Origin of the sequence: Aeromonas rivipollensis (assembly GCF_010974825.1) — a bacterium.
Taxonomy (GTDB): Bacteria; Pseudomonadota; Gammaproteobacteria; order Enterobacterales; family Aeromonadaceae; genus Aeromonas; species Aeromonas rivipollensis.
Window position 1 is genome coordinate 1 of sequence record NZ_JAAILA010000036.1, and the last position, 22,792, is coordinate 22,792.

29 protein-coding genes are annotated in these 22,792 nt (G+C 61.5%); 10 read left to right on the top strand and 19 right to left on the bottom strand.

What is annotated here, in order from left to right; all coding sequences use genetic code 11:
- Positions 1-198 precede the first annotated feature (198 nt).
- From murA to mlaF, 7 genes are read right to left on the bottom strand one after another with little or no spacing between them, the layout of a single operon-like run.
- Positions 199-1,455 (bottom strand): UDP-N-acetylglucosamine 1-carboxyvinyltransferase, encoded by a 1,257-nt coding sequence (gene murA, locus G4923_RS18805; protein WP_106885623.1) that lies wholly within the window; start codon positions 1,453-1,455, stop codon positions 199-201.
- 16 nt (positions 1,456-1,471) lie between these two features.
- The gene (gene ibaG / locus G4923_RS18810) at positions 1,472-1,729 is read right to left on the bottom strand and encodes a BolA family iron metabolism protein IbaG (protein ID WP_033115468.1); all 258 of its coding nucleotides are present in this window, start codon (positions 1,727-1,729) and stop codon (positions 1,472-1,474) included.
- Positions 1,729-2,001, bottom strand: coding sequence for an STAS domain-containing protein (locus G4923_RS18815; protein ID WP_042649054.1), 273 nt, complete (start codon positions 1,999-2,001; stop codon positions 1,729-1,731). The genes ibaG and G4923_RS18815 overlap by 1 nt, the downstream gene beginning before the upstream one ends.
- The gene (mlaC, locus tag G4923_RS18820) at positions 1,998-2,633 is read right to left on the bottom strand and encodes a phospholipid-binding protein MlaC (RefSeq protein WP_042649053.1); all 636 of its coding nucleotides are present in this window, start codon (positions 2,631-2,633) and stop codon (positions 1,998-2,000) included. The genes G4923_RS18815 and mlaC overlap by 4 nt, the downstream gene beginning before the upstream one ends.
- 2 nt (positions 2,634-2,635) lie before the next feature.
- Positions 2,636-3,136 (bottom strand): outer membrane lipid asymmetry maintenance protein MlaD, encoded by a 501-nt coding sequence (mlaD, locus tag G4923_RS18825; protein WP_106885624.1) that lies wholly within the window; start codon positions 3,134-3,136, stop codon positions 2,636-2,638.
- 7 nt (positions 3,137-3,143) lie between these two features.
- Positions 3,144-3,923 carry a lipid asymmetry maintenance ABC transporter permease subunit MlaE gene (gene mlaE / locus G4923_RS18830; RefSeq protein ID WP_025328536.1) on the bottom strand — a complete coding sequence of 260 codons (780 nt, stop codon included), beginning with the start codon at positions 3,921-3,923 and terminating at the stop codon, positions 3,144-3,146.
- Positions 3,923-4,723 (bottom strand): phospholipid ABC transporter ATP-binding protein MlaF, encoded by an 801-nt coding sequence (gene mlaF, locus G4923_RS18835; protein WP_025328535.1) that lies wholly within the window; start codon positions 4,721-4,723, stop codon positions 3,923-3,925. Before mlaF ends, mlaE begins: the two co-directional genes overlap by 1 nt.
- 206 nt (positions 4,724-4,929) lie before the next feature.
- Between mlaF and G4923_RS18840 the strand changes: the two genes are divergently transcribed.
- The 10 genes from G4923_RS18840 (at position 4,930) to npr (ending at position 11,741) form a co-directional block, all read left to right on the top strand.
- The gene (locus tag G4923_RS18840) at positions 4,930-5,925 is read left to right on the top strand and encodes a KpsF/GutQ family sugar-phosphate isomerase (RefSeq protein ID WP_163137979.1); all 996 of its coding nucleotides are present in this window, start codon (positions 4,930-4,932) and stop codon (positions 5,923-5,925) included.
- Positions 5,925-6,479 (top strand): 3-deoxy-manno-octulosonate-8-phosphatase KdsC, encoded by a 555-nt coding sequence (kdsC, locus tag G4923_RS18845; protein WP_163137980.1) that lies wholly within the window; start codon positions 5,925-5,927, stop codon positions 6,477-6,479. The genes G4923_RS18840 and kdsC overlap by 1 nt, the downstream gene beginning before the upstream one ends.
- On the top strand, positions 6,476-7,036 hold the full coding sequence (gene lptC / locus G4923_RS18850) for an LPS export ABC transporter periplasmic protein LptC (protein ID WP_042649050.1): 561 nt from the start codon (positions 6,476-6,478) through the stop codon (positions 7,034-7,036). The genes kdsC and lptC overlap by 4 nt, the downstream gene beginning before the upstream one ends.
- On the top strand, positions 7,023-7,541 hold the full coding sequence (lptA, locus tag G4923_RS18855) for a lipopolysaccharide transport periplasmic protein LptA (RefSeq protein ID WP_025328531.1): 519 nt from the start codon (positions 7,023-7,025) through the stop codon (positions 7,539-7,541). Before lptC ends, lptA begins: the two co-directional genes overlap by 14 nt.
- A gap of 12 nt (positions 7,542-7,553) precedes the next feature.
- A complete protein-coding gene (gene lptB, locus G4923_RS18860; protein WP_010675872.1) occupies positions 7,554-8,279 on the top strand; it encodes an LPS export ABC transporter ATP-binding protein in 726 nt (241 codons plus the stop codon).
- A gap of 65 nt (positions 8,280-8,344) precedes the next feature.
- Positions 8,345-9,784: an RNA polymerase factor sigma-54 gene (locus G4923_RS18865; protein ID WP_163137981.1), complete on the top strand. Its 1,440-nt coding sequence runs from the start codon at positions 8,345-8,347 to the stop codon at positions 9,782-9,784.
- Positions 9,785-9,804: 20 nt separating this feature from the next.
- Positions 9,805-10,092: a ribosome hibernation promoting factor gene (gene hpf, locus G4923_RS18870; RefSeq protein ID WP_005305957.1), complete on the top strand. Its 288-nt coding sequence runs from the start codon at positions 9,805-9,807 to the stop codon at positions 10,090-10,092.
- Positions 10,093-10,094: 2 nt separating this feature from the next.
- Entirely contained in the window at positions 10,095-10,541 is a 447-nt protein-coding gene (gene ptsN / locus G4923_RS18875) for a PTS IIA-like nitrogen regulatory protein PtsN (protein WP_010675870.1), read from the top strand.
- Positions 10,542-10,581: 40 nt separating this feature from the next.
- A complete protein-coding gene (gene rapZ / locus G4923_RS18880) occupies positions 10,582-11,448 on the top strand; it encodes an RNase adapter RapZ (RefSeq protein WP_139438909.1) in 867 nt (288 codons plus the stop codon).
- Positions 11,449-11,468: 20 nt separating this feature from the next.
- Positions 11,469-11,741, top strand: coding sequence for a PTS phosphocarrier protein NPr (npr, locus tag G4923_RS18885; RefSeq protein WP_005331359.1), 273 nt, complete (start codon positions 11,469-11,471; stop codon positions 11,739-11,741).
- A gap of 18 nt (positions 11,742-11,759) precedes the next feature.
- Here npr and G4923_RS18890 read toward each other — a convergent pair whose 3' ends face one another.
- The 12 genes from G4923_RS18890 to G4923_RS18945 all read right to left on the bottom strand — a co-directional run bounded on the left by G4923_RS18890 (position 11,760) and on the right by G4923_RS18945 (position 22,783).
- Positions 11,760-13,664, bottom strand: a complete 1,905-nt coding sequence (locus G4923_RS18890) for a BglG family transcription antiterminator (RefSeq protein WP_163137982.1) — start codon at positions 13,662-13,664, stop codon at positions 11,760-11,762.
- A 106-nt stretch (positions 13,665-13,770) separates the two neighbouring features.
- A complete protein-coding gene (gene dagF / locus G4923_RS18895) occupies positions 13,771-14,511 on the bottom strand; it encodes a 2-dehydro-3-deoxy-phosphogluconate aldolase (protein WP_106885629.1) in 741 nt (246 codons plus the stop codon).
- Positions 14,511-15,626, bottom strand: coding sequence for a DgaE family pyridoxal phosphate-dependent ammonia lyase (locus tag G4923_RS18900; protein WP_163137983.1), 1,116 nt, complete (start codon positions 15,624-15,626; stop codon positions 14,511-14,513). Before G4923_RS18900 ends, dagF begins: the two co-directional genes overlap by 1 nt.
- Positions 15,610-16,749 carry an amidohydrolase/deacetylase family metallohydrolase gene (locus G4923_RS18905; RefSeq protein WP_163137984.1) on the bottom strand — a complete coding sequence of 380 codons (1,140 nt, stop codon included), beginning with the start codon at positions 16,747-16,749 and terminating at the stop codon, positions 15,610-15,612. Before G4923_RS18905 ends, G4923_RS18900 begins: the two co-directional genes overlap by 17 nt.
- 200 nt (positions 16,750-16,949) lie before the next feature.
- Positions 16,950-17,600 carry a DUF4310 family protein gene (locus G4923_RS18910; protein WP_025328524.1) on the bottom strand — a complete coding sequence of 217 codons (651 nt, stop codon included), beginning with the start codon at positions 17,598-17,600 and terminating at the stop codon, positions 16,950-16,952.
- A gap of 11 nt (positions 17,601-17,611) precedes the next feature.
- Positions 17,612-18,388 carry a DUF4311 domain-containing protein gene (locus G4923_RS18915; protein ID WP_106885632.1) on the bottom strand — a complete coding sequence of 259 codons (777 nt, stop codon included), beginning with the start codon at positions 18,386-18,388 and terminating at the stop codon, positions 17,612-17,614.
- Positions 18,389-18,413: 25 nt separating this feature from the next.
- Positions 18,414-18,710 (bottom strand): DUF4312 family protein, encoded by a 297-nt coding sequence (locus tag G4923_RS18920; RefSeq protein WP_025328522.1) that lies wholly within the window; start codon positions 18,708-18,710, stop codon positions 18,414-18,416.
- Entirely contained in the window at positions 18,710-19,075 is a 366-nt protein-coding gene (locus G4923_RS18925; protein ID WP_106885634.1) for an SFCGS family glycine-rich protein, read from the bottom strand. Before G4923_RS18925 ends, G4923_RS18920 begins: the two co-directional genes overlap by 1 nt.
- Entirely contained in the window at positions 19,076-19,438 is a 363-nt protein-coding gene (locus tag G4923_RS18930; protein WP_106885635.1) for a transcriptional regulator, read from the bottom strand.
- A 313-nt stretch (positions 19,439-19,751) separates the two neighbouring features.
- Entirely contained in the window at positions 19,752-20,873 is a 1,122-nt protein-coding gene (gene degS / locus G4923_RS18935; protein ID WP_106885636.1) for an outer membrane-stress sensor serine endopeptidase DegS, read from the bottom strand.
- 89 nt (positions 20,874-20,962) lie between these two features.
- Positions 20,963-22,321 (bottom strand): Do family serine endopeptidase, encoded by a 1,359-nt coding sequence (locus G4923_RS18940; protein ID WP_106885637.1) that lies wholly within the window; start codon positions 22,319-22,321, stop codon positions 20,963-20,965.
- Between the two features lie 81 nt (positions 22,322-22,402).
- Positions 22,403-22,783 (bottom strand): Z-ring associated ZapG family protein, encoded by a 381-nt coding sequence (locus G4923_RS18945; protein WP_106885638.1) that lies wholly within the window; start codon positions 22,781-22,783, stop codon positions 22,403-22,405.
- Positions 22,784-22,792 lie beyond the last annotated feature (9 nt).

Here is a 22,792-nt window from a genome sequence, read left to right on the forward strand (position 1 = left end):
TTTTTCAATCTGCTCGACCAGCGCCAGTTTAAAAGTCAGCGAGTAATCGCGCTGTGTACGTTTCACACCTTGTCCCATCGGGGTCTCCATTTATGTGGGGAAAGGTGTAAACCATATTCAGGACGGGACACGGAAATGAAAAAGGCCCCCTCGCCTGGCGAGGGGGCCTTTTTAGTGCTCATCGGCAAGAGGTGATGATCACTCCTTGATGCGCTCTATGCAGCCGCCCAGGCCTTGCAGCTTGTGCTCTATGTCTTCATAGCCACGGTCGATGTGATAGATGCGCTCGACCATGGTGGTGCCCTCGGCCACGAAGCCGGCGAGGACCAGGCTGGCGGAGGCGCGCAGATCGGTTGCCATCACCTGGGCACCCTTGAGTTGTTCGGTGTCGCGGCAGATGGCCACGTTACCCTGCAGCTCGATGTCCGCACCCATACGTACCAGCTCGGGCACGTGCATGAAGCGGTTCTCGAAGATGGTCTCGGTGACCATGCCGGTGCCCTTGGCCACGGCGTTCAGCACGGTGAACTGCGCCTGCATGTCGGTCGGGAAGGCCGGGTAGGGGGCCGTCTTGATGGTGACCGGCTTGAGGGTGCGACCCGTCATGTCGAGGGAGATCCAGTCTTCCCCCTTCTCGATGAGCGCACCGGCCTCTTCCAGCTTGACGAGGACGGCTTCCAGCAGGGAAGGGTCGGTCTTGCGGCAGGTGATCTTGCCCCCGGTGACGGCGGCGCCCACCAGGAAGGTACCGGTCTCGATACGGTCTGGCTGCACGCTGTAGCTACCGCCGTGCAGGCGCTCGACGCCATCGATGGTCAGAGTGTCGGTGCCCGCACCCTGGATCTTGGCACCCAGGGCGTTGAGGAAGTTGGCCAGATCGACCACTTCCGGCTCGCGGGCGGCGTTTTCGATCACGGTGCGACCGTCGGCCAGGGTGGCGGCCATCATCAGGTTCTCGGTGCCGGTGACGGAGATCATGTCCATCAGGATGTGGGCACCCTTGAGGCGACCGTCGACACGGGCCTTGATGTAGCCATCTTCGATGGCGATCTTGGCGCCCATCAGCTCGAGGCCGTGAACGTGCAGGTTGACCGGGCGGGCACCGATGGCGCAGCCACCGGGCAGGGAGACGTCAGCCGCGCCGAAACGGGCGGCCAGCGGGCCCAGCGCCAGTATGGAGGCGCGCATGGTCTTCACCAGCTCGTAGGGGGCGACGTGGTTGTTCACGGCGCCGGTCAGCACTGTCACGTTGCCGTTGACCTTGGTGCTGGCACCCAGCATCTCCAGCAGCTTGAGGGTGGTGCCCACGTCTTTGAGGCGCGGCACGTTCGAGAGCTGGATCTCCTCGTCGCACAGCAGGGTGGCGAACAGGATCGGCAGGGCGGCGTTTTTGGCGCCGGAGATGGTCACTTCACCGGAGAGGGTGCAGGGGCCGGTGATCTTGAATTTGTCCATTTACTTAGATACCAAATCAGGAGGGCATTAGGAATTTACGTTCGCGCTTCCATTCGGCATCGGTAAAGGCCTTGATGGAGAGGGCGTGGATGGCGTTGCTGGCGATCTTGTCCATCAGCGGGGCATAGATGGCCTGCTGCTTCTTGACCCGGCTCATGCCGTCAAACATGTCGCCGACCGCAATCACCTGATAGTGACTGCCGTCGCCTTTGACATGGACTTCGGACAATGGCAAGGCCTCAAGGAGTATCGCTTCAATTTCAGAGACTTGCATTATGCGTCCTCGGTGTTGGGCGGGGTGGGTTGAAACAGACTGGCCACACCGTACAGCTTGGCCAGGGTATAAAAATCAGTGGAGGCGCCCACCAGTTGCGGCGTGGCCCCCCGTGTCAGGGTGGCTTTGGCCCACTTGACCAGCAGGGCCAGGCCGGCGGAATCCAGGGTGGTGACCCCGCTCATATCGAGCGCATCATCTTGCCACCACTCGGATCGCCGTTGCCACAGGGCGTTGACCTGCGGTGCCTGCAGCTCCCCCTGGAGTGTCATGACTTGAGCACCAGTGGCTTGGCATTGTGCTCGCGCAACTGGGCTATCACCGCATCTATGCCGTTCTGGCGAATGAGGCCACCGAGCTCGCTCTGCTTGGCGGAGAGCAGGCTGATCCCTTCGGCAACCATGTCGAAGGCCTTCCATTCCCCTGTCTTGTTGTTCTTGCGCAGCTTGAACTCGAGGAAGATGTCCGGTTTGCCAGCCTCTTTCACGCTGACGTTGACGGCGGTGATGTTGCTGTCACCGGGCGCCTTGCCAGGCTGGACCTTGACGGTCTGCTTGTCGAAATGGGCCAGGGCATCGGCGTAGGAGCTCACCATGTACTCGGTGAACACCTGGACGAAGGCATCGCGCTGGGCCGGGGTGGTTTCCTTGATCTGGTTGCCAAGTACCTTGTAGGCGGCGAAGCGGTTGTCCACATAGGGCAGCAGCTCTTCGCGGATGATCACCCGCAGGTGATCCGGGTTGCTCTTGACCTGGGACTTGTCCGCCTTCAGGCGGGCGAAGGTCTGCTGGGCAGCCTGATCCACCAGGGCATAGGGGTCGGCGGCATTGACCGCTGCCAGGGCGGAGACGGAAAACAGCATGCTGGTCATCAGACCCAGCAGCAGGGCGATCTTCTTGAACATGGTTACTCCTTGGTTGCTGGCGTATCGGTGGCCGGGGAAGACTGGCTGTAGAGGAACTTGCCAATCAGGTCTTCCAGCACTATGGCAGACTTGGTGTCTTCGATCATGTCGCCATCCTTGAGCATGCTGGTGCCCATCTCTTCATCGGTGAAGCCCGGTGCCAGGCCGACATACTGCTCGCCCAGCAGACCCGAGGTCAGGATGGAGAGGGTGCTGGTTTCGGAGAACTCGCCGGCACTCTTTTGCATCTGCAGGGAGACGATGGGCACCTGGCTCTTGGCATCCAGCGTGATGTCGCTGACTCGACCGACGACGACGCCGCCGACCTTGACCGGCGAGCGCACTTTCAGGCCGCCGATATTATCGAAATGGGCGCGCAGGGTATAGGTTTCTCCTTCCGGTTTGAAACTCAATCCCGCCACTTGCAGTGCCAACGCCAGAATGGCTGCGATGCCAGCCAGCATGAAGGCACCGACCAGGAATTCTACTTTGCTGAACTTCATCTTTCCCTTATCCAAACATGACTGCGGTGAGTATAAAATCCAGACCGAGCACGGCCAGGGATGAGTGGACCACGGTACGGGTCGTCGCCTGACTGATCCCGGCCGAGGTCGGCTTGGCATCATAGCCATTGAAGAGCGCGATCCAGGTCACCACCAGGGCGAAGATCACACTCTTGATGGCCCCTTGCATGATGTCGTCCTGCCAGTCGACGGAGGCCTGCATGGCAGACCAGAAACTGCCCTCATCCACCCCCAGCCAGTCTACCCCGACCAGTTTGCCGCCGAAGATGCCGATCAGGCTGAACATGAAGGCCAGCAGCGGCATGCTGATGACCCCAGCCCAGAAGCGAGGCGCCACTACCCGGCGCAGCGGGTCCACCGCCATCATCTCCAGGCTGGAGAGCTGCTCGGTGGCCTTCATCAGGCCGATCTCGGCGGTGAGGGCCGAACCTGCACGACCGGCAAACAGCAGGGCGGTGACCACAGGGCCCAGCTCCCGCAGCAGGGAGAGGGAGACCAGGGGCCCCAGACTCTGCTCGGCGCCGAAGTCCTTCAGTACGTTGTAACCCTGCAAGGAGAGCACCATGCCGATGAAGAGACCCGATACCAGTATGATGGCGACCGATTGCACCCCCACCACATAGAGCTGCTGTACCAGCAGGGGGAAGTGCTTGCGGGGCTCGGGTTTGCCCGCCAACGCGTGAAACAGCATGATGGTGGCGCGGCCGACGGCGCTGATGAAGCGCACCCCGCTCCGCCCCAGCTTGCTTATCTGACTTATGAACATCACAGATCCTGTAGCAGGTCGCCTGCCGGAAAATGAAACGGAACAGGACCGTCGGGCAATCCCTTGAGGAACTGCTCGACTTCGGGATTGTGCTCCTCGCGAAGTTGCTCCGGCGTGCCCTGTGCCACCACCCTGCGGTTGGCGATGATGTAGGCGTAGTCGGCGATGCTCAGCACCTCCTTCACATCGTGGGTGACGATGACGGAGGTGATGCCGAGGGCATCGTTGAGCTCCTTGATGAGCTTGACCAGCACCGCCATGGTGATGGGATCCTGGCCGACGAAGGGCTCGTCATACATGATGAGATCCGGATCCAGCGCTATGGATCTGGCCAGGGCTGCGCGACGGGCCATGCCGCCGGAGAGCTCGGAGGGCATCAGGCGGGCGGCACCACGCAGACCCACAGCCTGCAACTTCATCATGACGATGGTGTGGATCAGCTCTTCCGGCAGACCCGAGTGTTCCCGCAGCGGGAAGGCCACGTTGTCGAACACCGTCATGCCGGTGAACAGGGCGCCGCTCTGGAACAGCATGCTCATCCGCTTGCGCACTTCATACAGACGGCTGCGGGAGAGGGTGGGGATGTCTTCCCCGTCAAACAGAATATGACCGGACTCAGGCTTCAGCTGGCCACCGATCAGCCGCAGCAAGGTGGTCTTGCCGATGCCGCTGGGGCCCATGACGGCGGTGACCTTGCCACGGGGAATAGTCAGGTTGATCCTGTCGTACAGCAACCTATCTCCGTGACTGAAGGTCAGGTCGGAGATGGTGATCAGGTCATCGTTCAAACAATTGTCCATCCGGTATAAATGAAGAGCGAATTTTATGGGCTAGTCTAGGTCTAAGCAACAGCAAGGAACAACTATTGAGCGGCTTTGCCCCCCAAATACGCGACAGTTTTATGTAACAACTTGCATCAGCGGCAGAGCGTCCCGCATCCGATTCGCTTATCTCGGCAGACTTTTTTATAATCCCGCAGCAAATTTCGGCCCGGAGCTGTGCCTTTATGTCTGTAAAGCCTGAAAAAGTGTCTGAATTGTTCGATTTTCGTCGCAGTGCCCGTGCGGTGCTGGACATAGAAAAACAAGCCATCGATGGGCTCTACCAGTACCTCGACGAGACCTTCGAGCGCGCCTGCGAGATGGTGCTGCGTTGCGCCGGCAAGATAGTGGTCACCGGCATGGGCAAGTCGGGTCATGTCGGCAACAAGATTGCCGCGACCCTGGCCAGCACAGGCACGCCAGCCTTCTTCCTCCACCCTGGCGAAGCCAGCCATGGGGATCTGGGGATGATCTCCGCCGGGGACCTCATCATCGCCATCTCCAACTCAGGAGAGAGTGACGAGATCCTCGCTCTGCTGCCGGTGCTCAAGCGTCGCGGCATTCCGCTCATCTGCATGACCGGCAACCCGGCCTCCACCATGGCCAAGGAGGCCAACGTGCACCTGTGCATCAAGGTGGAGAAAGAGGCCTGCCCGCTGGGTCTGGCCCCGACCTCCAGCACCACGGCGACCCTGGTAATGGGGGACGCCCTGGCCGTGGCCCTGCTGGAAGCGCGTGGCTTTACCGCCGATGACTTCGCGCTCTCCCACCCGGGCGGGTCACTGGGCAAGCGGCTGTTGCTGCGGGTCGGCGACCTGATGCACAGCGGCGCGCTGTTGCCCCGGGTGGGGATAGATGCCACCATCAGCCAGGCGCTGCTGGAAGTGAGCCGCAAGGGCCTCGGCATGACGGCTGTGGTGGATGAGCAGGGGCTGCTGGCCGGTCTGTTCACCGACGGTGACTTGCGCCGGATCCTGGATCTGCAGGTGGACATTCACCACACCCCGATCAGCCGCGTAATGACGGCCAACTGTGTTACCGTAGGGCCTGAGATGATGGCGGCCGAGGCCGTCAAACTGATGGAAACCAGAAAGATTAACGGATTGCTGGTGGTGGATGAAGAGCGGCGGCCACTTGGCGCCTTCAACATGCACGACCTGCTGAGAGCCGGGGTGATTTGATGCAAGACGTACCGACCCTCTATGGTCCGGTGACGCGCAGCCAGTACGAGAAGGCGGCGCAGATCCGCCTGCTGGTGTGCGATGTGGATGGGGTGCTCTCCAATGGCTTCATCTATATGGGCAATAACGGCGAAGAGCTGAAGACCTTCTGCACCCGTGACGGTGCTGGCATGCGTGCCCTGCTCAACGCCGGCATCGAGATTGCCATCATCACAGGACGCAACTCCCGTATCGTCAGCGATCGGATGAGGGGCCTGGGGGTGCAGCACCTGGTGCAGGGGGCGGATCAGAAGCTGCCCCACTTCGAGGCGCTGCTGGCCAAGCTGGGCATGACGCCGGAGCAGGCCGCCTACATGGGGGACGACACCATAGATCTGCCGGTGATGCAGGCCTGCGGCCTCGGCATCGCAGTGGCAGATGCCCATCCGCTGGTGCTGGCTCGTGCCGATCTGGTGACCCGTCTGGGGGGCGGAGTGGGCGCGGTGCGCGAGGTGTGTGATCTCATCCTGCAGGCGCAGGGCTTGGGTGATTACCAACCCGAGGCCTCGGTATGAACAAGCAGACGTTTCTGTTCGCCCTGCTGTTTCTGGCGGCGCTCGCCGCCTGGCAGCTCGGCGAGATCGAGCTGGCGCCCGAACCGGCTGCCAAGGTAGAGAACTATCAACCGGACTTCACCGCCAAGAACCTGGTCACGACCCGCTTCAACGAGCAGGGCAAACGAACCGAGCGGTTGGAGTCCGAATATGCGGAGTATTACCAGATCCTCGAGCAGGCCACCTTCGACAAGCCGGTGGTCTACATGTTCGATGAACAGGGGGAGGCCGAATGGAAAGTCACGGCCGAAACCGGGGTGCTCAACACAGATGACAACGTGATACTGCGTGACAAGGTACATCTGGACGGCCTGCTGCCAGCGTCTTTCATCTCCACGCTGGATACCCCTTATCTGGAGCTGGATCTGGTGACTCAGGACGTGAGAAGCAACCAGCACATCAGCATAGTGGGTCAGGAATTCCAGACCGAGGGCGTTGGCCTGAAGGGCCATCTGGAACGTAAATATTTCGAATTACTGGATAAAGGCCATGCCACTTATTTCAATGAAAAACGTTAATCTGGCCCTCGCGGCCCTGCTTCTGTGCAGTACAGTGAGCGCCAAAGAGTCCGACTTTGCCGAGAAGGTCTATGTGGATGCGGTCAAGCAAGTGGCCGAGATGCAGGACAACCGCATCACCTTCAGCGAAGACGTGATCATCACCCAGGGCACCATCAAGATTAAGGCCGACAAGGTGGTGGTGATCCGCTCCGGCGACAAGGGCGCCGAGGTGATGACCGCCTATGGCAATCCCGCCACCTTCTTCCAGATCCTGGACAACGGCAAGCCGGTCAATGCTCACGGCAACAGCATTCGCTACGAGCTGAAGAACCGCCTGGTCACCATCACGGGCAACGGTCAGCTCAAGCAGGAAGACAGCCAGGTCACCGGCGACCTCATCCGCTACGACATCGTCAAACAGAAGATGATCGCCGAGAGCAAGGGACCCACCCAGCGGGTCAAGACGGTGTTCCTGCCGGATCAGGTAGAAAACTTCGACAAACCCGCCGATCAGAAGAAGTAGGAAACAGAAGCAATGGCAGTGTTAAAAGCAACGGGTTTGCAGAAGAGCTACAAGCGCCGCATGGTGGTCAGCGACGTGAGTCTGGAAGTGGGTACCGGCCAGATAGTGGGGCTGCTCGGCCCGAACGGTGCTGGCAAGACCACCTCCTTCTACATGATCGTGGGCCTGGTGCAGCGGGATGCAGGTCTCATCACTATCGACGAGCAGGACATCAGCCTGCAGCCCATGCATATCCGTGCCCGCAATGGCATCGGTTATCTGCCCCAGGAGGCCTCCATCTTCCGCCGCCTGTCGGTGTTCGACAACCTGATGGGGGTCATGCAGACCCGCAAGGGGTTGAGCCGCGAAGAGCGTGAGGATAAGGTCGAACAGTTGCTGGAAGAGTTCAACATCACCCATATTCGCGACAGCCTGGGTCAGAGCCTGTCTGGCGGGGAGCGACGCCGGGTCGAGATTGCCCGGGCGCTGGCGGCAGAGCCGCGATTCATCCTGTTGGATGAACCCTTTGCAGGTGTTGATCCTATTTCGGTCATAGACATCAAGAAGATCATCCAGCATCTGAAGGAAAGAGGGCTGGGTGTGCTGATCACGGATCACAACGTCAGAGAGACGCTGGATGTGTGCGAGAAGGCCTACATCGTCAGCCACGGCAAGATGATTGCCGAGGGGGCACCGGCCGATATCCTCGCCGATGAGCAGGTCAAGCGCGTCTATTTGGGCGATCAATTCAGTCTATAGTAAGGGGGCACCCCTCATTTTTGTTAGGTGACTGCCTCGCTGAACATAAGGATATCCCGACGTAGATGAAGCCGACATTACAGTTGCGTCTCGGTCAGTCCCTGACCATGACGCCACAATTACAACAAGCGATTCGTCTGCTCCAGCTCTCCACCCTGGAACTCCAGCAGGAAATTCAGCAAGCGCTCGATAATAACCCCTTGCTGGAGCAGGAGGAGAATGAGGCGCAGGAAACCAGCCCGATAGAGCCCCAGGACGCCAGTCAACTCGACTCCAGCGACGCCATGGCGCAGGACAAGATGCCGGATGAACTGCCGGTGGACACCACCTGGGATGAGGTCTACTCCGCCGGTACGGCCCAGAGCGCCGGGCCTATCCATGATGGGGAAGACAGCGTCTATCAGGGGGAAACCACCGAGAACCTGCAGGACTATCTGCTGTGGCAGATGCGCTTGACGCCGTTCAGCGATCTGGATGCCGCCATCGCCCTCGCCATCATCGATGCCATCGATGAGTCCGGTTACCTGACCGTCTCTCTCGAAGATATTCAGGCTGCAGTCAGCAGCGAAGAGGTAGAAGTTGAACTGGATGAAGTGGAAGCCGTGCTCAAGCGGGTGCAGCATTTCGATCCGGTTGGCATAGCCGCGCGCTCGGTGCAGGAGTGTCTGCTGATCCAGCTTGGCCAGTACTCGCCGGATCTGCCCTGGCTCAATGAGGCAAGGGAGGTGATCCGCGAGCACATGGATCTGCTCGGCAACCGCGACTACCGCACCCTGGCACGCAAGACCAGGCTCAAGGAGAGCGACCTCAAGGAGGTGCTGGATCTCATCCAGCAGCTGGAGCCGAGACCCGGCAATGGCATCATCCAGAGTGAATCGCAATACGTGATCCCGGACGTCTCCGTGGTCAAGAAGGGGGCTAAGTGGGTGGTTGAGCTCAACCCGGATTCGGCGCCGCGCATCCGTGTCAACGAGGCCTATGCGGCCATGGCACGCAATGCCCGCAGCAGCACGGATACCCAGTTCATCCGCTCCCATCTGCAGGAAGCCAAATGGTTCATCAAGAGCCTGGAGAGCCGCAACGACACCCTGCTCAAGGTGGCCAGCTGCATAGTCGAGCAGCAGCAGGGCTTCTTCGAATACGGTGAAGAGGCCATGAAACCCATGGTACTCAACGACATCGCCGAGGCGGTGGAGATGCACGAGTCGACGATTTCACGGGTGACGACCCAGAAGTACATGCATACGCCCCGTGGCATCTTTGAACTGAAGTTTTTTTTCTCCAGTCATGTCAACACGGAGGGAGGAGGAGAGTGCTCATCGACCGCAATTCGCGCCCTGATCAAGAAGCTGGTGACGGCCGAAAACCCGGCCAAACCGCTTAGTGATAGCAAGATCGCGGATTTGCTGGCCGAACAGGGTATTATGGTGGCGAGACGCACGATCGCAAAGTACCGTGAATCCTTGTTGATCCCGCCATCCAATCAGCGCAAACGCCTGGTTTAGGCAAACAAAAGGAAGACGTTATGCAAATTAACCTGACCGGACACCATGTCGAGATTACCGAAGCTCTGCGTGATTATGTGAATAACAAATTTGCCAAACTCGAGCGTCACTTTGACCATATCAACAACGTACATGTGGTGTTGAGCGTCGAAAAACTGAACCAGATCGCCGAAGCCAAGCTGCATGTCAGCGGTGGTGAGGTGTTCGCCAATTCGCAGCATGCCGACATGTATGCGGCGATTGATACCCTGCTGGATAAACTGGATCGGCAGATCATCAAGCACAAAGATAAGTTAAATCAAAAATAACTATGCAACTTGAACACATACTGAGTCGGGACTGCACCAAGAGTGCGGTCCCTTGTACCAGCAAGAAACGCGCCCTCGAGATCATCAGTGAGCTGGCCGCAGAGCGCCTCGGCGCCTCCCGCCAGGTGCTGTTTGAAAGCCTGCTGGCGCGGGAAAAGATGGGCAGTACCGGGATCGGTGCCGGTATCGCCATTCCCCATGGCCGGATCGACGACGCCTTTGCGCCGACGGCCGTGCTGATGACCTTCTCCGAACCCATCCCTTTCGATTCTATCGACAATCAACCGGTTGACCTGCTCTTTGCATTGCTGGTGCCGGAAAGCGAGTGCAAGCAGCATCTCAAGACCCTTTCCCTGATGGCATCCAAGCTGGGTGACAAGGCCGTCTGCCGCCAGTTGCGCCAGGCGACCAGCGACGAAGAACTCTATCAGATCATGACCTCGGCCTGATGCCGGGTCTGACACAGCCACGTTGGCGTGAGGGGACAAGATGCAGTTAATAGTGGTAAGCGGTCGTTCGGGCTCCGGTAAGACGGTGGCCCTGAGGGTGCTGGAGGATCTGGGTTACTACTGCGTGGATAATCTGCCGGTCAACCTGCTGCCCCAGCTGATCGTCTCGGTGGAGAGCCAGTATGACAAGCTGGCGGTCAGCATAGACGTGCGCAACCTGCCGACCCAGCCCGACAAGCTGGACAATCTGCTGACCCAGGTGCGCAACGAAGGGCGGGTGGAGTTCTCCAGCTTCTTCTTCGATGCAGACAACGGGACCCTGCTCAAGCGCTATGGCGAGAGCCGCCGGCTGCACCCCCTGTCTCGCAAGCAGCTGTCGCTGGATGAGGCGATTCGGGAAGAGACCCACCTGCTGGCGCCCCTCTCCTCGACCGCCGATCTGCGCATCGATACCACCAACCTCAGCATCCACGACCTCAGCGAGCTCATCAAGACCCGGGTGCTCGGCAAGAAAGAGAACGAGCTGGTGCTGGTGTTCGAGTCGTTCGGCTTCAAATACGGCATCCCCAAGGATGCGGACTTCGTGTTCGATGCCCGTTTCCTGCCCAACCCCCACTGGATCCCGGAGCTCAAGCCGTTCACCGGTCAGGATGAGCCCGTGGCCAACTACCTCTCGGCCCAGGCGGACGTGATGCTGTTCATCCAGCAGATAGAGAACATGCTGGTGACCTGGCTGCCCCACCTGGAGCGCAACAATCGCAGCTATGTGACCGTCGGCATAGGTTGTACCGGCGGGCAGCATCGTTCGGTGTTCATCGCCGAGCGGCTGGCCAGCACCTTCCGACTGCTTGGCAAGAACGTGCAGATCCGTCACCGCACGCTGGACAAGCGCTCCACCCAAGCCTGACAGACCCACAGGATGTTCAGATGACAGTTTCCGCCTCGGTAGAAGTCAAAAACAAGCTGGGAATCCATGCCAGACCGGCCATGATGCTGTTCGAGCTGGTGCAGGGGTTCGATGCCCATGTGCTGCTGCGCAACGAGGACGGCATCGAGGCCGATGCGGACAGCGTGATCGGCTTGCTGATGCTGGACTCTGCTCAGGGCAAGCAGGTGGAGGTGCAGGTCGAGGGCCCCGAAGAGGTGGAGGCCCTGGCCGCCGTGGTGGCGCTGTTCACCTCGGGCTTCAACGAGGAGTGAGCGGCGCCTCCCTTGCCGTCATGATCCGGCGCGCGCCAGCGCCTTGAAGTCGCAAAAATCCCGACAAGCCAGCAGAGCCCTGCTGGCTTTTTCGTTCATCAGCGCCAGAAACAGATCGTAGAGCCCCATTGCCTCCTCGTAGTCCGCCTTGCTGATGGCGAGCACGAAGATGAGGGTGGCGGTCTCGCCATTGCCCCAGTCGATCCCCTGAGGGGCCAGCACTGTATAGACCAGGGTGCGGCGGGCCAGCAGACCGAGGGAGTGGGGCAGGGCTATGCCCTCTCCCAGCAGGGTGGAGACGATCCGCTCCCGCTCCTGCAGTGAGGCTCTGAAGCCGCTTTCCACCAGTTCTTCCGCCTCCAGCTGATCACAGATACGGGCAAATAGTTCGGCCTGGGTGAGCGGCTCTGTGACCACCATGAAGTGGTCGGCATCGAAATACTTGTCCAGCAGGTAGGGGCGGGTGCGATCGATCAGCACCAGCTTGCCGAGCTGCTCCAGCTGGTACTGGGTCGGGAAGGGGGCGACCTGTACCACGGGGGCGTTCTTCTCGCTCACCTTGAGGGTGCTGATGACAAAGTCCTGCTCGATCTGTGCCAGTCCCTCGTAATCCCGTACCGACTCCAGAGTGGTCAGCTGCAGCTGGGGGTACTCCCGCCGGATGCGCGCCTCCAGTACCCGGAAGGTGGCGTTGCCCGCATCGCACAGGAGCATGGCCTGGGGGCGACGGGTGTAACCGATATCATAGTGGCGCTCCAGGCCTACCCCGATATGGATCACCAGATAGCCGATCTCGTGATGGGTCAGCCGGTAGGGGGTCTGCCTTATCCATTCCGAGATGGCGGCCAGGGTGATGTCGTAGGCGAGGGGATAGTACTGCTTGATGTGGTCCGCCAGCGGGTTGTGGCTGCCTATCTGGTATTTGACCCGCAGCAGCATGGCACCTATGTGGGTCTGCAGGTCGGCCCGCAACTGCGGGTCGGCGCGCAGATCATAGGGGTAGTGCTGGTGGATGTAGGTCAGCAGATGCTCCACCAGTTGCTCGCTCTCGGCGGCCATGGTCGGGCTGAGCTGGGGAGTATCGGCAGTGAGCCGGGCCTGGATCTGGATGGCGAGGCAGGCGATCTCCTCCTCCCCCGGCGGGGTCAGGGTCGGCAGCTCGGCATAGATGTCGCGGGCCACCGCGGCCAGGGTCTGGGTGATGTCGTCGCTGGCAAACTGTCGCAGCTCGTGGCCTGCCGCCTGACGCAGCAGGGCGACGGCGCAATAGATGGCGAGCTGTTGCAGGCTCTCGTCGGCGAGGCGCAACTGATGGCGGCCGAGCTGATCGTGAATGTGGTTGCCCACGACCTCCAGGGTCTTGCTGGGGCAGAGGGTGGGCAGCAGGCTCTGCAACGGGTGGTTGTGCAGCAGCTCCTGGCAGAGCAGCTGGGTCAGGCAGGCGCGGATCGCCGCCTCGCTCCCCTGGATACGCATGCCCAGCCGTGGCTTGCTCTCTATGGTGAGCCCGAAGTGGGCGAGCCGCTCCCTCACCTGTGCCATGTCTCCCTGCAGGGCCGCCCGGCTCAGATACCAGGTATCCGCCAGCTCGTCGAGCTTGATCCCCTGCTCCGCCGTCAGCAGCAGGATCTGCAGATGCAGCACCCGCTCGCGACTGGTGCGCGGCAGGCTGCTCTCCTGCTCCTGTGCCGCCAGCAGCGCATCAAACAGTCCCTGATTGTAAATCTTGAGCTGATAGCCGGTGCCTCGCTGGTGGATCAGGTGGGCGCCCTGGGTGGCGATCAGCTCGTTGAGGGTCGCCACGTCGGTGCGCACCGTGCGGGTGGAGACATTGAGGCGACGGGCCAGCTCCTCCTGCGGCAGTGGTTCGGCATGGAGCTGGGTCAGCAGTTGATGGAGCCTGGGGTGGGGCAGCTTGATCATGGGGTGAGGCAAGACTCCTGTTGCGAAATAAAGGGTCGATGTTAACAAGGGGATCATCAACAAGCCAGACACCGGCCTGTGATCGGACCGGTGCCTGCGGGGGTCGTTATGCCAGCAGCGTCTTCACCATGGCGAGCAGGGTGCGCACATCCTCGGGGCGGGTCTGGCCGCTCTCGCTGTCGATGATGGAGCTGTAGACGTGGGGGATCACCTTCTCGACCCCGGCCTCCAGCGCGATGCGCACTATCTCCTCGAAGTTGTCGAGATCGATGCCGCCGGTGGGTTCCAGCCAGAAGCCGTGCCGGGCACAGGCCTCGGCCACCGCCTGATACTCGTCGCGGCAGGCCAGGCCTCCCATGGGGAAGAACTTGACCGAGCTGCCGCCCATGTCCTTGAGCAGGGCAATGGCGGTGTCGATGGGCACAATCCCGTCCGGCTGCTGGGCACTGAGGGGACCGGTGGAGATCTTCACCATGCCGGGGGTGCCGGTGGGGGAGACAAGGCCGTTGACCAGGCTGTGAGGCTGACCCAGCAGCGCCCGGCTGGGGCCCACTCCGGTAAACACCTGGTTGACGTGCTGGGGCTGCAGCTGGCGAGCCAGCTCGGCCACCATGGCGGACTGGCGGGGATCCCCCGCTCCCAGACCGATGGAGAGGGCGTTGTCGATAAGCCTGGCGTACTCCCGCATGTCGGCGACGGCGGAGGGCACATCCGGGTAGTTCTTGGAGAGCACGCCGACCAGCACGTGCCCCTCGGCCGCCTCATAGATATCGACGGCATTCTGTCTGGACCCTGCCAGCACGTTGAGACAGACACGATCACGGTAGTAGTTGGGAACAAGGGACATCAGCGGTTCTCCTGAACGAGGTTGGCAATGGCGGAATGGATCTGGTCTAGTTGGGCCGTGCTGACGCTGCGCACGTCGATCTCGATGTGCCCCTCGTTGGCCTTGTAGCCGCGGCAGTAGATGGCCGGATTGCCCTGCTGCAGGCGAGCCACCAGTTGCACCGTCGTCATGCCGATCTGAGCATGCTCGAAGGCGATGTCGGTGCGGGCTATGTCGCGCCCCGCACTGTCCCACACCACCCGGGCGGTGACGCCGGGCAGCAGGTTGAGGCGCTCGATGAAGGGAGTCATCTTGGCAACCATGGCGGCGCCGCTCTCCTGCTCTTTCTCCAGGTAGCGCTCTATGGCGTGGGTCAGGCCGAGGATCCCCTCCTTGCCCACCTTCATGGCGCGCCCTATGCCGTTGGCCTGCTGCTTGACCCACCCCACATACTGACGCTTGCCGAGCACCAGGCCGCTGGTGGGCCCTTCGATGGCCTTGGCGCCGCTGTAGATGACGAGATCCGCCCCTTGCTGGTAATAGAGACGCAGATCCTCTTCCGCCGCCGCATCGACGATGAGCGGCAGCCCGTGGGCCCTGGCCACCTCGGCCGCCTCAGAGACTGACAGAATGCTCTTCTGCACACAGTGGTGGGACTTGATGTAGAAAATGGCGGCGGTATTGGGGTTGATGGCGGCAGCCAGCTGGGCGGGGGAGCACTCGTTGGCATAGCCAGCTTCTACCACCTTGCCGCCCCCCAGGTTGACCATGGTGCCGACCGGCGCGCCGAAGTTCACGTTGTGACCCTTGGGCAGCACTATCTCGCTCGGCACCCCGTGGGCATGGGCATGCAACTGCTCGAGGCGGTAGGGATCGCCGCGCACTATGACGGCGGCCACCGACTGGGCTATGCCGGCACTGGCGCAGGAGACCACCACGGCGTCTTCCACGCCGAGCAGGCCGGCCAGGTAGGCACCTGTCTTGTTGACCAGGTCTTTGACCTCGAAGTAGTGGCCAAGGCCGAAGTTGACCGCGTCGACCACCTCCTGCTCCGGGGTGGAGACGCCGAGGATGGTCATGCGCCCGGAGGCGTTGATCACGGGTTTGAGCTGATATTTCTCATACACGGAAGGCATGGTGGGATTGTCCATATTGAGTGAGAACCAGGTCACCGCCGACCAGGGCGGCGAGGGGGCGCAGTTGCCGGTCGCCGTGGCGGGACTCGGCTTCGGTATCGGTAAAGAGCGTCGGGCCGCTCATGACCTCGAACAGGGTCAGGTCGGCATCGGCGCCCACCTCGAGTCGTCCCTTGCCGGGCAGACGCAGGGCATCGGCGGCATGGCTGGTGACGCAGGCGATCACCTGCTCCAGGGTCATGCCGATGGCGAGAAACTTCGACATCACGTGGGCCAGGCTGTAGACGGGGCCCTTGATGCGGTTCTTGCAGTAGATATCCGAGCTGATGGTGTGAGGCAGTATCCCTTGCCGGATGGCGGTCTCTGCCACCTCGAAGCTGAAGCTGGCGCCGCCGTGGCCGATGTCGAGGCGCAGGCCCCGTTGCATCGCGTCCCGCACCGCGACCCGCAACTCGCCGGCCGGGGTCAGGATGCGGTTGGGTTTGCCGTTGAAGCAGTGGGTCAGCAGATCCCCCTCTCCCAGCAGGGCGACTATCTCGTCGAGATCCGGCGGCGTGTTGCCTACATGCACCATCAGCGGCAGCTGGCCGTTGTCCCGCTGGATCTGCTTGGCCACGCGCAGCGGCTGCAGGCCGTTCTCGCCCACCACGCTGCCGCTCATCCGCGCCTTGATGCCGACGATGAAGGAGGGGTGACGCCGAATGGCCGCCCGGGCGAGAGCGGGATCTATGTCGGCGGGGTTGGCCAGCTCGTTCTGGCGCAGCAGACCGATGCGGGAGATGTTGAGCAGGGCATGGACCCGGGTCTTGCAGCCAGCGGCGAGGCGCTGGAAGTCGTCCACGTCGTCGGCCCCCGTGCTGCCCGCGTCTATGACTGTGGTGACACCGGACTCGACGCCCACCTTGTCCGGCTCATCCTGATAGATGGGGGAGGTGGGGTAGCAGTGGGTGTGGCCGTCAATCCAGCCGGCGCTCACATGAACCTGTCCGGCTAGTGTGAGGGTTCGCTTCGCCTCGGCCGCCACTGGCAGCTGGCCGAGGGCCGCAATCTTGCCGTCCTGGATGGCGATGTCGATGAGCTGGCCATTTCCCTGGCGTCCCGCTCTGATGATGATGTCGTACATGCTGATATCCCTCTTGGAACCTGCTTGCGCTCTTACTGCGAGGCCGCTTCCAAGGCTCATGTGCTGCTCGCTTATTTGTAACCAAGAGTTCTCACGTATATCTATACGCTCCGGTTCCTGCGCAGCTCTTCACCTTGCTGACGACCTCTCGCGACAGATCGCAAACAGGTTCTTCAATGCCGCCGAGAGACGGCCTGTGATTAAGCCAAGGCAACCGGGAAGAAGGTACCGAGCAGCATGGCACCCAGGATGGCGCCGCCTGTGATGGGCTTCTCCCAGATGTAGAACAGCAGCGCTCCTGCCAGGGAACCCAGCCCTATGGGGATGGAGGCCCCCATGGCGGAGAGGATGATCAGGGGGCCGAGGAAGCGGCCCGAGCTGTTGCCAGCCCCCATCATCACATCCGCCCCGTAGGTGGAGTTGCTCTGGTTGATGGTGAACTTGCGCGCCAGGATGATCACGTAGCCGATGGCCAGACCTATGGCCATGCCGGTGACCAGGGAGGCGCCGAAGTTCTCCACCGGGTAGACGATGCCGGCACCCAGCAGCAGGGCGGGAACCCCCAGGCCGACGCCGGTCTGGATGGCGCCGCCGATATCCAGGATCCCCACCAGGGAGCCCTCTATGATGCGGGCAAACAGGAAGCTGGCACCGAAGGCTGCGACCGCGCCGTAGGCTCCTGTGTCCATCCCGGCTTTCAGCATGGCGACGAAGGCCACCTCGTTGAAGGCGCCGACCCCGTACAGGTAGAACATGTGGGTCCCGGCAAAGACCCCGGCCGACAGCAGACCGACGAAGATGGGGAAGGACCAGTCGGCGTACCAGAAGTTGTTTCTCAGTTTCTCATCCATGTGGTGGTCCCTTATTTACTGCCAAGCAGGTGATGGACGTTTTCCAGCCACAGGGGAATGCCCAGGTGGAAGGACTCAATCAGTTTCATATCGAAGCCGCGGAAGAAGCCGCTCAGCACGAACAGCAGCACTATGGCGCTCATCATCACCTTGGTGACGTGGTTCCAGCCGCTCTCTTCGACCCCCTTGCCGATCAGGATGCCAAGCACCAGGCCCGGCACGGCGTTGCCCATGATGAGCTGCGCCAGACCGCCGAAGATGGTGGCCCAGAAGCCGGATTTCTTGCCCGCCTCAATGGCGGCCAGCCAGAAGATCACCGGCATGACGGTGTTGACCAGCAGGTTGGCGGCCGGCACCAGCACCTTGACCGCAGTGACCTGCAGGGCCTCGGGTACGGCCGCCGCCGTGCTGTTGAGGAAGGCGACGACGATGGCACCTATGATGCCGCCGGCGATGGCCATCTTCTTGGGGTCGTGCAGGGTAGTGGCGAGATCCCGGTTCTTGAACAGCAGCGCGGCCGTGGCCCAGTGCGGGATGATGCGGTGGTCCACGTCCTGGGTGAAGGCTCCTGCCGCGACCGTGGAGGCCCAGGCATTGAAGAAGAAGCCAAGGCCGAACGAGAAGTGGGAGGCGGGATCCCCTTCGCAGGAGTTGAGCTCACCCAGGGTGCGGAAGGCACCCATGCCCTGTACTGTCGGGGCGTGGAACATCCGCGCCGCACCGGCTCCCACGCCGACGCCCACCAGGCCGCCGATGATGAGTGACTTCATCAAAATGATTAGAAACATCCAACATGTCCTTTTGGTTGTGGGGTTACGCCCTGGTGAAATCCACCTTGTCGACATCCAGGCTGCTGACCTTGACCGAGATCTCCAGCTGGACCCTGAACTCGCGGCGCTGGCGCGGCAGGAAGAAGAACAGGAACTTCTCCACCCGCACCGACTCCTCGGCCTTGAGCACCCGGACCTCGAGCGGCTCGATGCGCAGCATCACCCTGGGGTTGTCCTTGAGCAGGCTGGATTGCACCTGACCGAGGGCGGCGGCAAACGCCTGCTGGCGGGTCGCCCCCTTGCCGTTGACCATGACCTGGGTGGTGAAGTCCTCTTTCATCAGGCGCGCCCGTGTTTCTTGGCGAAGGCTTCGACCAGCTTCTGGCCCAGCTCTTCCTTGTCCATGAAGCCGAAGCCCAGCACCACGCAGCCTTCGTTGATGGCGGTCACACCCTCCTCGACGGAGCGCATGCCGTAGCGGCACTTGTAGCCGTACTTGGTCTGGGCCGTGATGGCGCCGGCGCCGCCGCTGCCGCAGAAGGAGATGCCGAGATCCGCCTGCTCCTTGTTCATCACATCACCGAGCTTCATGTCGGCGGCCATGCCGGGGATGACGGTCACTGTGGCGCCGGCGGCCTCTGCCCCTGCTCCTACCTTCTGACCCTTGCCGAGACGATCTCCAATCACGAGTTTGATGGCTGACATTTAGATTTCTCCTTTGACTGAGCTGAGTTCATTTTCTTTGGCAACTTCGAAATGGACGGACAAGAGGTGGGCCTCTTCATAGGCCAGCCTGTCCAGCCAGCCGACCACCTGTTCGGCGAGGCGCAGGGAGAGGGGGGAGATCTCCTCGAACAGGCTGAGGTCGACCTCGGGCAGGGCTTCACCGCTGTGGGAGCGCCACACCATGGCCTTGACGTGGGAGGCGAGCATCTGTTTCTGCACCTCGTTGGGGATGATGCCCTGATCCGCCAGCAGGCTGTGGATGCGCGCCAGAGTGAGATCTGTCTTGCGCAGCAACGCCGGGCTGTTCGGGGTCAGGGCTGTGTCATGAGTGTCGGTAGTCAAGGTCTGCTCTCCAAGGCTGGCAGAAAGGATGGGATTACCTTAAGGCGGGGAAGAGGGCAGGAGGAGGCACTGTTTTTCCGATTCGAAATGGAAATTCCGGGAAAAAAGCCCCGAAAGAGGCTGAATTTGTGGCGACAAGGGGGAAAGGGAGGGGATTGACCCCGGCGCCGTGTGAGCGGGACCACAGTTTCACCCCGCAGCCGCCCGGTCGTACGCCGGTGGAAACTGTGAGTCATCTCACGCCAGGAAAGGGGGGCCTGAGAGGGAGGCACGAAAAAGGGGCCCTGATGGCCCCTCTGTTGGCTCCCTGCCGTCAGCTGGCGGGTGATGCGCTGCTGGTGGGCAGATTCTGGTAGCGCACGTCTTCCTCTATGATGACGTCGACGTCCAGAGGCTTGCCATTGCGGATCACCGAGATGGTCAGCTTGGTGCCGGGGCGGCTCTCGACGATCTTGTCCATCACGGGGCGCACGCCGCTGATGGCTTCACCGTTGATCTTGAGCAGCACATCCCCGCGCCTGAGGCCTGCCTTGGTGGCCGGGCCGTCGGGATCCAGACTCTCCACCACCAGACCCTGCAGATCCCCGAGATTCATCATGCGCGCGACTATGGGGTTGATCTCGACGCTGGAGATGCCGAGGTAGCCGCGAATGACACGGCCATTGGCGATCAGCTCGTCCATGATCCGCTTGGCCAGCTTGTAGGGGATGGCGAAGCTGATGCCGTAGCTCTCCTGATTGCCATTGAGGTGGTAGGCGGCGGTGTTGATGCCCACCAGGTCGCCACGGCCATTGACCAGGGCGCCACCCGAGTTGCCCTCGTTGATGGCGGCATCGGTCTGCAGCAGATCCTGTCGGCCGTTGCTGTCCGGTCCCATGCTGGAGAGACCGATGCGGCCGGTGGCACTGATGATGCCCTGGGTAATGGTCTGGCCGACGTTGTAGGGGTTGCCGATGGCGAGCACCACATCGCCCACGTCCGGCAGGCGCTCCGGATCCTGCGGTATCACCGGCAGGTTGTCTGACTCTATGTAGAGCACGGCGAGATCGGTCAGCTTGTCGGTGCCGACCAGCTCGGCGCTGAATACCCGGCCATCCTGTAGCGCGACTATGATCTGGTCCGCATCGGCGATGACGTGGTAGTTGGTCAGCACATGACCGCGCTGGTTCATGATGACCCCTGAGCCCAGCCCCTGTGGCCTCAGCTCTGCCTTCTCGCCGCGATTGCCGGCGAAACTGCGGGTGTAGATGTTGACGACGGCAGGGCCGGCGCGGTGGGCGGCATAGGAGAAACTCAGCTCGCGGGCATTGGTGATGAGACCCGGCAGGGGGGCGCCGCCCCGAAAACTGGGGAACAGCAGCAGCAGGAGCGCAGCCACGGTGAGGCCAAAGCCGACAGACTTGCCCAAGTAACTGATCAAAGGTGGGATTTTCATGTCATTCTCGTCCGTACATGCTGCGCGCAGAGAATAACATTATCGGTGGATAAAAATCACCCGCGGCGGTTGCCGCGGGTGTGAGGGACTTAACGGATCACCAAATAGAGCGAGGAGTCGCCGCGCTGTATGTTCAGCGCCAGGACTTCCGGCTTGTTCTTCAAGGCCTTGGTCAGCTCATCCATGGAGTTGATGCGCAGACGGTTGACCCCGATGATGATGTCGCCCTTCTGCAGGCCGGCGGCGGCGGCAGGGGAGCGCGGATCTATGTCGGCCACAGCTACGCCGGTCACCGGATCCGAGGTGGTGCTGAGCTTGGCCCCTTCCAGTGCCGGGTGCAGGGCGCTGGCGAGGATCTCGCTGTCATCGGCCTTCTTCAGGGTGACCTTGACGGTCTGCTCCTTGCCATCACGGATGAGGCCGAGTGCAACCTGCTTGTCGGCGCCCATGGTGGCGATCTTGGCCCGCAGTTCACCGAACGAGCGGATGGGCTTGCCATCTATGCTGATGATGATGTCGCCGGCCTTGATGCCCGCCTTGGCGGCGGCGGAGTCAGGCATGACCTGGTTGACGAAGGCACCATCCTTCTTGTTGTAGCCGAAGGACTTGGCGATATCCGTGGTCAGCTCTGTGCCGGTGATCCCCAACTGGCCACGGCGCACTTCACCGTATTTCACGATCTGCTCGGACAGGTCGCGCACCATGTTGGAGGGGATGGCAAAGCCGATGCCGATGTTGCCACCGTTCGGGCCCAGGATGGCGGTGTTGATGCCGATCAGCTCCCCACGCAGGTTGAGCAGGGCACCACCCGAGTTACCCGAGTTGATGGCCGCATCGGTCTGGATGAAGTTCTCCAGGTTCTCGATGTTGAGGCCGCTGCGGCCCAGGGCGCTGACGATACCCGAGGTGACGGTCTGACCCAGGCCGAAGGGGTTGCCGATGGCCAGGGCATAGTCACCGACCCGCAGCTCGTCCGAGTCGGCGAACTTGATCTGCACCAGGTCCTCCGCCTTGATTTGCAGCAGGGCAATATCGGACTGCTTGTCTTCACCTATCTTCTTGGCCGCGTATTCGCGACCGTCTTTCAGGTTGACCTTGATCTCGTCCGCCTCGTGGACCACGTGGGCGTTGGTGATCACGTAGCCCTTCTTGGCATCGATGATGACGCCGGAGCCAAGGGCCTGGAAAGGCTGCTCGCTCACCTGCTCATCGGGCATGTTGGGGCCGAAGAAGAAGCGGAATTGTTCCGGCAGGCGCTGGCGGGTGATCTTCTTGCCAGAGACGGAGATGTTGACCACGGCAGGGGTTACCTGCTCGAGGACGGGGGCCAGGCTCGGCATCTCCTGGCTGTTGCCCATCAGGGGCAGGGCGGCTTGTGCCGGCGCGGCTGACAGGGCGATACCGACACTGAGGGCTAACACACTGAATACAGAAAGAGATTTACGCATATGAGAAACAGCTCCCAGAAAAAGTTGCAATGCAATCGTCAAGGTCTGACCACGATAAGGCGTAATTAGTTCCACCAGAGGCTAACCGGGCTGCTTGAGCAGGCCGGAGGCACCGGCGTAGTCACGGGGCGGCTGGCCCGGCTCCTCGTTGGCGGAGTCAGCGTTGCCTTCTTCCACCTGAGGTTCGCGGAACAAGGGCTCCTGCGCCTTGGCGAGGAACTTGCTCTGTTCGGCCATGTGGCGATAGAGGGTCTGGTATTGATCGGCCAACTGCTCCATCAGGGCGGCGCTGTCGGCGAAGTGGGTGGTGATCTGGCCCTGGTAGCTTTCCAGCTCCTTGTGAGCCTTTTTCAGCTCTTGTTCCAGGCGCCCGGCATCCCGGCTGCGGACAGTGAAACGGCCGATCAACACGCCGATGATCAGGGCGGCTACCGCCAGCAGGATCCCGTTTAACAGAGTCATAGAAGCTCC